This is a genomic window from Chamaesiphon sp. VAR_48_metabat_135_sub (genome assembly GCF_031418915.1).
GTDB lineage: Bacteria > Cyanobacteriota > Cyanobacteriia > Cyanobacteriales > Chamaesiphonaceae > Chamaesiphon.
In genome coordinates this window covers 1-6,145 of the sequence record NZ_JANOJV010000166.1, presented here as the reverse complement: position 1 = coordinate 6,145, position 6,145 = coordinate 1, and the positions used below count along the sequence as shown (strand labels likewise).

At 44.2% G+C, this 6,145-nt stretch carries 7 protein-coding genes; 4 read left to right on the top strand and 3 right to left on the bottom strand.

All coding sequences use genetic code 11. The annotated features are described in order from the left end of the window. Positions 1 to 785: transposase (locus tag RMO55_RS11945; protein ID WP_310426796.1), on the top strand; the 785-nt coding region annotated here is incomplete at its 5' end. 308 nt (positions 786 to 1,093) lie between these two features. Here RMO55_RS11945 and RMO55_RS11940 read toward each other — a convergent pair. Next, the gene (locus RMO55_RS11940) at positions 1,094 to 1,420 is read right to left on the bottom strand and encodes a hypothetical protein (RefSeq protein ID WP_310426794.1); all 327 of its coding nucleotides are present in this window, start codon (positions 1,418 to 1,420) and stop codon (positions 1,094 to 1,096) included. A gap of 39 nt (positions 1,421 to 1,459) precedes the next feature. Here RMO55_RS11940 and RMO55_RS11935 point away from each other — a divergent pair, with 39 nt between their 5' ends. After that, entirely contained in the window at positions 1,460 to 2,047 is a 588-nt protein-coding gene (locus tag RMO55_RS11935; RefSeq protein WP_310426793.1) for a DUF559 domain-containing protein, read from the top strand. Between the two features lie 130 nt (positions 2,048 to 2,177). Further along, a complete protein-coding gene (lepB, locus tag RMO55_RS11930; protein WP_310426791.1) occupies positions 2,178 to 2,936 on the top strand; it encodes a signal peptidase I in 759 nt (252 codons plus the stop codon). Between the two features lie 42 nt (positions 2,937 to 2,978). Here the strand turns inward: lepB and RMO55_RS11925 are convergent, their stop codons facing one another. Then, positions 2,979 to 3,512 (bottom strand): protein kinase domain-containing protein, encoded by a 534-nt coding sequence (locus RMO55_RS11925; protein WP_310426790.1) that lies wholly within the window; start codon positions 3,510 to 3,512, stop codon positions 2,979 to 2,981. 149 nt (positions 3,513 to 3,661) lie between these two features. Between RMO55_RS11925 and RMO55_RS11920 the strand changes: the two genes are divergently transcribed. Further along, complete coding sequence (locus tag RMO55_RS11920; RefSeq protein ID WP_310426789.1) at positions 3,662 to 4,183, top strand: zinc-ribbon domain-containing protein; 522 nt, start codon at positions 3,662 to 3,664, stop codon at positions 4,181 to 4,183. A 2-nt stretch (positions 4,184 to 4,185) separates the two neighbouring features. On the opposite strand, the gene RMO55_RS11915 is transcribed toward RMO55_RS11920, so the two are convergent. Continuing rightward, complete coding sequence (locus RMO55_RS11915; protein ID WP_396134279.1) at positions 4,186 to 6,114, bottom strand: response regulator; 1,929 nt, start codon at positions 6,112 to 6,114, stop codon at positions 4,186 to 4,188. Positions 6,115 to 6,145: the final 31 nt, after the last annotated feature.

Genomic DNA, 6,145 nt, shown 5'->3' with positions numbered 1-6,145 from the left:
CATCCGTAGATGCAATTGTGCAACGGTTGAGAAGCTCACGACTGGTATGCAGCGATGAAACCAGTGCAAGAGTCAATGGCAAGAACCAGTGGGAGTGGGTTTTTCAAAACGACCAAGTTTGTTTGCATGTGATTCGCCCATCTCGCGGTGGTGATGTGATTCGAGAAGTGATGGCAGAACATCGCCCACAAGTATGGGGATCAGACTTATTTAGTGCCCAGAAGACCCATCCAGCCGAAGATTGGCAGGTGTGCCTAGCTCACCTGCTTGGGTATCGGTCATGGACGGGGAACCCGTCCGACCGAACTCCGCAATTACGAGATTGTCAGTATGGGATTGATGCTGGTGACGAGATTTTTGCTCCAATTATGAAGCGGATTTTACTCAGAGCTTTTGTGATGCATCGCCGCTGGTCAGAGTTAGCCGCATCCACTCAGTATCAATATCGGTTGAGGCTGCGCCGTGAATTGTCCCAAGCCTTAGCTTTGTCTCCTCTTCAATCAGATGGCATTCGACTGCAAAATCGTTATCGAGATTTGAGAGAACACTTATTTCTATTTCTCGAAGATTCAACGATTCCGCCCACCAATAATACCAGTGAACAAGCACTCCTTTGGAGTGTGATTTTTCGGAAAGTCACTAATGGTTTCCGCTCTGACTGGGGGCGGGATCTGTTTGCTGCTGTTCGTTCCATTGTCAATACTGGCAAACGACAAGGTTTATCTGCTTTTGAATCGATTCTTACTGCTTTAAACCCCTTGGAATCCTTATTTCCTCTGAGTTGAGCAATTACATAAATTGATTCTGCTTCGAGATCGAAATCTATTTGCTCGAATTCTTGTAAACTCTCGATCGTCAAACGCAAATTTTGGTAAGCTACAGCAAGTGATGTTTTGCTTTTGGGATCGGAGGCTTTACTAATTACACTCAACCGACCGCGTAATTGTTCTTCCACAGTAACGATCGTGATGACTACTCGATCCTGTTGATGCAATGACAACCGTTCGATAAGTTGTGAATTTTCCCTTTGTAGGAGTGATAAATGGTCGGTATCTAAAATCCACATACTCACAATGATTATCTGTTCGATGCACTAAGAATTCAAACTATCCAATTCATCTCGGTAGGATTGAATCTCTTGTTGGAATTCTTCAAATTGTGGATCTGTCTTGAATATTCCCGCAGATCTCAACCATCCCCGATCCTGCTCTCTGTGCTGGTTCATGGGCAATTCTAGCGAAATTACTTCGACTGTCTCTAGTTTCTCAATCAGATTGTTTCGCAGGCTACTAATAGCCTGTTCTCGACTATTCTCTACAGCGGTACAGTCGGGAACTTCCAATACAGACGCAACAGTTTTTCCGTCTGCTCGCTGCTGGAGCAGAATATTGACTTTAATACTGTTTTGTTGAGCTTGCATGATGTTTGGCTGCTCGATTGGTTGTGATATATCTATTGTATGGCATTATTGACAGGCGATCGAGTGTTTGAGTGCGTCTATGCTGACTATTCGATCGAGAATTACGATCGATCTGAGCCGTTAGAACTAGAGGAATTGATCGAAAGTATGCCATTGAATCCCAAACATTCGGTTTTTATGAGTGCAAGCGGAGATCTACCCACCCCGCCCGTTGGGCACCCCTCCGAGGAGGGGATTTTGTGCCCTAGTGGTAGGCGAGAGATTATTGATTATGAGCGGTATTTGAAGGATTTGGCGCGGAAGTTACGGCAGAATATGACTTTGGGTGAGGTGTTGTTGTGGCAACGCTTGAAACGGAGGCAGATGCGGGGTTATGATTTTGACAGCCAACGTCCCATAGATCGATATATCGTCGATTTTTATTGCAAGGATTTGAAGCTGGCTATTGAAATCGATGGTAGCAGTCATGATGGCGAAGCAGCAAAGATTAATGATGACATTAGACAGGAACGTCTAGAATCTTTGGGTGTGAGATTTTTAAGATTTAATGATGTTGATGTGAAGCGGAATATGGAAATGGTGTTGGATTCGATCAAGCAATGGATTGATGAGCAATCCTATAAATAATATTAGTAATAAGTTCCAAAATAGATAAAATGTTTGTTGATGTGTCGATTTGGGAATAATAGTTTTGGATGGGCACCAATGCTTATCTTAATTCTTTAATTATTATCCAAGTATACCTATGTCATTTAGTATGAAAAAATTATCGATAAATATCAAAAATTTAGATCGTTTTATCACTACCAAATTAGGACTATTTTTGTTTCCTATTATCCTGGCAATCATCACAGTAATATTTATACCAGTAGCTTTTGCTCCAGCAATAATATTATCTTTTACATTGATTTTTTATCGAACTGTTAGGATTCGCGGTAATAAAATATTAATATTTTTAGCATCATTTTTTATTGTTATGATATCTGCCCTAACAATCAGGACTTATGTTGCTGAAGCCAGATATATTATAGGAGATGCTATGATTCCGTTAATTTCTAACCATACAAGAGTAATTGTCGATAAGACTAGTTACATTATGATGCAACCTAAAACAGGTGATGTTGTAGTCTTTTCCACAGATGTTATTGGTAGCGATGGTTCAAAACATGCGGCAGAAGCAGAAGCACATCGAATTAAAATAAGTCGTATTATTGGTACTCCTGGCGATAGGATAGAAATTAAAGAAGGTATTACTTGGGTAAATGATAAACCTTTGCCAGAAGCCTACAGCCATAATCTTACAGGATTTGAGACTGATAAACCACTTGTCCTGGAGAACTGTCAGGTTACTCAAAATTCGAGCAATGTCAAACCTAGTCTTTGCTTTTATTTATTAAGTGATGATAATTATCAAAATCGTGAAGACAACTATCAATTTCGAGTTATTCCAGTACAAAATATTATTGGCAAGGTTAAAGCTAAATTTTGGCCGCTAGATAGACTTGGCAGTATTTAAAAATTGAGGAATTAATAGTATTTTTCTAAAAATGCAGTTTGATTAGGGCATGAAATTAGGCTGAGTCGCCAGTTTTGCTGCACCAAAATCGACCAATACCAAACCACTATCACTGCGCCGCCGAATGATATTGGCTGGTTTGATATCGCGATGAATAACTGGTGGTGACTGATGGTGTAAGAAATCTAAAACTGGTAATAACGACTCCAGTAACTCGCGGATCTTGGCTTGGTTAAAAGTGCCTACGGTGGCTAACTCCTGCTCCAAATCTTGCCCATCGATAAACTGTTGCACCAGATAGGGTTGACCCTCGACATCAAAGTAGGCAAGGAGTTCGGGAATCTGGTCGTGTTTGCCCAATGCCTCTAAATGTTGTGCCTCCTCGTAGAACAGCTTGAGCGCAATTTGTCTGGTTTCGGGATGATTATTGCTAAAGGCAAACTGTTTGATGACACACAACGGCTTACGGGGTTGGTCTTCATCCACTGCTTTGAAGGTTTTACCAAACCCACCTTGTCCCAATAACTTCAGCGCACGATAACGATCTTTGACTAGGATCTTTGCCCCACAGGACATACAGAAATTGGTAGTGGGGCTATTTTTGTCTGGAGCAGGACAGGTGAGATTTAACTAAAGACTATGGGAAAATCGATCGCATTTGACTTGACCAAAAAGTAGAAAATCTGGATCTACAATTAGAATATCTGCACCTTTACGAGTAGCTTATGATATATCAATGGGAATTAAGTACTGGGCATCAGATCTCTCTAGACAATCAAGGCGCACAGACTGTTGTGACAATCTTCTATATTAGTGCAGGACAGCAACAACGCACGAGTAATAGTTTCACCACAGGAGTCTGGATCGTACCACCCGAAATGTCGATAACTCCAACGGGGGCGATTCTGAAAGTCACGACATCAACGGGAGAATCTTTAATCCAGATTCAGGGTAATAGTATTCAGATGCAGAGTAGTCATGGTGGCGAACATCAATCTACTACGAGCGCGAGTTCTACTTCGACTTTCACATCTGGTGTCGAACCGATGTCACCGCTGAAACCAATGCCACCGATGCAAATGGGGAATATGCAGATGAGCATGAGACCAATGGTGATGCGGATGGGCAATATGGAATTAAATATGGGTGCCACAGCCAATCGACAGCGATTTTGTAGCCAATGTGGTACTCCAGTGAAACCAACCGATCGATTCTGTGCTAGTTGTGGAAATAATTTAGAGTCGTAACTTCAGCGATGAGTGGCTGTGGCAGCTACAAGATTCAACAATTCCAGCGCAGTGAAGGGTTTCGCCAAAAATGCTTTCACGCCCTCACTCATCGTTTTCTTTACTGCCTCATTGGTTGCCAATCCACTCATGGCAATAATCTGGACTTGAGGATTGAGTTTGGAGAGAGTGCGAATCAGAGTGACAGAATCCAAGGAGGGCATCATCATATCCATCAAGACGACACCGATTTCCTGCTTGTGCTGGGCATACAGCGAGATCGCCTCAATGCCATCGCTAGCCGTAATTACTTGATAACCATGTATTTCCAAGGTTGCCTTGGCAATCTCTTGGATGGGGACTTCATCATCGACTACCAAAATTAGTTCGCCATCTCCCAATGGGGGTTCGGAATTGATGATCGAGGCTGCTGCGCAAGAATCTGTTGCTGGTAAGTAAACTTTAAACTGAGCGCCCTTGTCAACTTCACTCACAACGTCGATAAAGCCATGATGACTTTTGACAATCCCGTTAGCTGTTGCCAATCCTAACCCCGTACCCTTGCCGATGTCCTTTGTCGTAAAAAAGGGATCGAAAATTCGATCGAGAAGATTGGGCGGTATCCCCATCCCCGTATCAGCGATCGTCACCAGCACATAAGCCCCTGTGTGGGCATCTAAATGTATCCCAGTGTAATTTTCATCGATTGAGATATTTTCGGCTGTAATGGACAGTCTGCCGCCATCGGGCATGGCATCGCGGGCATTAACGCAGAGGTTCATAAAGACTTGATGCAACATCGTGGCATCAGCCATAATCGGCGATAAATCTGCTTTAATGGCGATCGATAGGTCGATATTTTGGGGAAATGCCTGTTGGATAATTGTTTGAATTTCGGCTAGTAACTGACTGACTTGGGTATGGATCGGCTTGCTTTCGATCCCACGGGTAAAGGAGAGAATTTGCTTGACGAGATCGGCTCCCCTGTGGGTGCTGTCATGGAGAATTTGCAGTAACCGCCGCGTCGATGGATCGATGTTGGGGAGTTTGATGGGTAGCAGTTGGACGATCCCCATAATCGGGGTCAACACGTTGTTCAGATCGTGGGCGATACCACTGGTTAATGTCCCTAGGCTTTCGAGGCGTTCTGTCCGTCGCAGAGCTGCTTCTGTCAATTTCCGGTTGGTGATATCTTCGGCAATGCCCACGACACGGTAAGGTGTGCCTGTATGATTCTTAATCGGGAAGCCGCGATCGCGAATCCAGCGGATCGAGCCATCGGTACGAAGGATTCGATACTCTTCGTCATAGTTTCCCCGTAACGACTGCTCAAAAAAATTAGCGCGAACCCGTTGCCGATCCTCGGAATGGATTGCCTCGATCCATTGCATAAAATCGACATACAAACTTTCGCAAGAATAGCCCCAGATCCGCTCGTAGGCGGGGCTGACATAAAGCATTTGCATAGCTTTGGGGTCGGACATCCAAAAGACACTTTCGGTGATGTTCTCGGCCAATTGGCGAAAGCGTTCTTCACTTTCCCGCAATGCTCGTTCGGCATAGAGCCGTTGCTGTCGCTCTCGTGCCTCTCGCAATTCCCGTTCGACTGCGGGGACTAACCGGGTAAGATTATCCTTGAGCAAGTAGTCGTGGGCACCAGCTCTCATGGCGGCGACAGCGGTTTCTTCGCCAATGGTGCCAGAGACAATAATGAATGGTAAATCCTGGTGTTGGATTTGGAGCAATTGCAGTGCTTCTGGGGCACTGAACTGAGGTAATGTGTAATCGGCAATAACTATATCCCACGGCTGTCGATCGAGTGCCGCCTGCATATCAGCAGCATTCTCCACCCGCACGTAGTCAAGTGTATAACCACCCCGACGCAATTCTCTCAGAAGCAACAGTAGATCGTTTTCTGAATCCTCGACAATCAGAATCCGTAATTGGGTCATTCTAGGGGGTGTGGGGGTGTTGGGGTGTGGG